The organism is Acidaminococcus sp. (assembly GCF_050873445.1).
GTDB lineage: Bacteria > Bacillota > Negativicutes > Acidaminococcales > Acidaminococcaceae > Acidaminococcus.
In genome coordinates this window covers 1-2,482 of the sequence record NZ_JBNMIU010000096.1, presented here as the reverse complement: position 1 = coordinate 2,482, position 2,482 = coordinate 1, and the positions used below count along the sequence as shown (strand labels likewise).

Here is a 2,482-nt window from a genome sequence, read left to right as displayed (position 1 = left end):
GGGGGGCCTTCTGATAGACAATTACCAGATGTCCATTTTGAAGGTACCAGAATTGTTGAACTGTCTAAAACAGGGGATTCTACTTTTAGAAACTGTCCTTGACAAGGGGTACGGTTTATAGTGGTCAGCAATGGAGTGTGAAAAGCATTTTTTCACACTCCATTTTGATTCTGAAAAATTCGGTTCATTGTCTTGTCATCGTTTTTTGAAAGTGATACAATAAATTTGCAGTTATTTTTAAATATTCAGAGGAGGGATTTCCATGCATTTGAAGAAACTGGCTGTACTGTTGAGTCTGGGGGCTGCGCTGCTGTCCGGGACGGCTTTTGCCGCCGGCTCTCCGGCATCTCCTTTTCAAGACGGGGAACAGGTCTATCCACAAGGGAAACTGTTCACCTATGATAAACAGGATGTAGCCAAAGGCAAGGGGACAGCTTATGGTAAGTTTGCCTTTGCCCGGGATAAGGCTGCTCCGGATTCCGCCATCAAGGAAATGTGCTATCTGACCCTGAAGAAGGGTGCTTCCATCGGTACCCATCAGCATGCCTTCAACGAAGATGCTTATATCATCATCTCCGGCGAAGGAATCTTCACTGACGGCACCGGTAAGGAGACTGTGGTGAAGGCAGGGGATATTACCATTGCCCGTCCGGGCCAGTCCCATGGGCTGAAGAACGTAAAGAGCAAACCACTGGTATTCCTGGATGTTATCGCCCAGAACGATACGTTCCTGAAGAACCATCCGGAAGCTGCACCGAAGAAATAAGCAAAACTGGCCTCATCGGCGAGTAACTGGAGACGGGGTGTGAAAAGTTTCTTTTTTCACACCCTTGTTTCTTGCCTGATAAGAGCTTTCTAATAATTAAAATAAAACACAATGTATTACCTCCAGTAGGGTTTGTATGATATAATATACATTATATAAAATCATTAGCTTGTTTCTTGCTTATTAGGAGGTTGACCAATGAACAATCCGAACCCCGTTAAAATCGTGGAAACGGTTCTGCGTGATGGCCATCAGTCCATCTGTGCGACCCGTATGCGCACCAGCGATATGCTGCCCGTACTGGAACAGCTGGATGACTGTGGTTTCTATGCCCTGGAAGCCTGGGGCGGTGCTACTTTCGATTCCTGCCTGCGGTATCTGAACGAAGATCCCTGGGAACGGCTGCGCACCATTCGGAAACATGTAAAGAAAACCAAACTGCAAATGCTGCTCCGTGGCCAGAACATCCTGGGCTACAACCATTATGCAGATGACGTGGTAACGGAATTCGTAAAACGGTCCGTTGCCAACGGGATCGATATCATCCGTATCTTCGATGCCTTTAACGATACCCGGAACCTGGAAACAGCCATGAAGGCCACCAAGGCTGCCGGTGCAGAAGCACAGGGCACTCTGGTTTACACCATCAGCCCGTACCATAAGGACAGCGATTACCTGCGTCTGGCCCACGAACTGGAAGACATGGGCGCAGATTCCATCTGCATCAAGGATATGTCCGGTCTGCTGGCACCGTACGCTGCCTACAACCTGGTGGATACCCTAAAGAAAGAAATCAAGGTTCCCATCAATGTACATTCTCACTGCACTTCCGGCATGGGCGCCATGACCATCCTGAAGAGTGTGGAAGCAGGTGCTGATATTGTGGATACTGCACTGAGCCCGTTCGCGGAAAGCACCAGCCATATGTGCACAGAATCCCTGGTTTACACCCTGAAGGGCCAGCCCAGAGATACCGGCATCGACGGCAGCAAGCTGACCCCGATTGCCGACCACTTCAAGGCTGTACGTGCTGATCTGGAAAAGACCTTCAGCCTGGACACCAAGATGATGGTGAACCCGCAGGTATTGAGCTTCCAGATCCCCGGTGGCATGCTGTCCAACATGCGGAAACAGCTGTCCGGCATGGGTGTGACCGATCCGGCCAAGTACGAAGCCGTACTGAAGGAAATGCCGAAAGTCCGCGCTGACCTGGGCTATCCTCCTCTGGTAACGCCTTCTTCCCAGATCGTAGGGACCATGGCTACCATGAACGTGCTGTTCGGCCGCTACAAGATGATCCCGAAAGAAGTCAAGAACATCGTCCTGGGCCGTTATGGCAAGACTCCGGGACCTATCAGCGAGGAGCTGAAGAAATTGGTCATCACTCCGAAGAACCAGCCCATTACCTATCGTCCTGCCGACGATATCCCGCCGCAAATGGAAAAGATGCGCAGCGAACTGGCTGCCAAGGGTTATCCCAACGCCAGCGTGGAAGATGTGCTGAGCTATGCACTGTTCCCGGAAGTGGCTCTGCCGTTCTTCCAGAAGAACAGATAAGCTTTGATTGTCAAAAAGGGGCTGTGAAGAAATGAGAATTCATTTCTTCACAGCCCCTTCTTTTTTTAGGGTTCTTTGTCAAATGTTGGGGCGAATTTCAAATCATCCACCATTCATGGACGTGAGCATTTTTGCTTACGTCCATCTTTAATTTAGTTT

The 2,482-nt window shown here is 49.6% G+C and carries 2 protein-coding genes; both read left to right on the top strand.

All coding sequences use genetic code 11. The features are described 5' to 3' along the window. Positions 1-262: 262 nt before the first annotated feature. A complete protein-coding gene (locus tag ACR0QW_RS10910; protein ID WP_432643653.1) occupies positions 263-766 on the top strand; it encodes a cupin domain-containing protein in 504 nt (167 codons plus the stop codon). Between the two features lie 198 nt (positions 767-964). Continuing rightward, positions 965-2,323 (top strand): pyruvate carboxylase subunit B, encoded by a 1,359-nt coding sequence (locus tag ACR0QW_RS10905; RefSeq protein ID WP_432643652.1) that lies wholly within the window; start codon positions 965-967, stop codon positions 2,321-2,323. Positions 2,324-2,482: the final 159 nt, after the last annotated feature.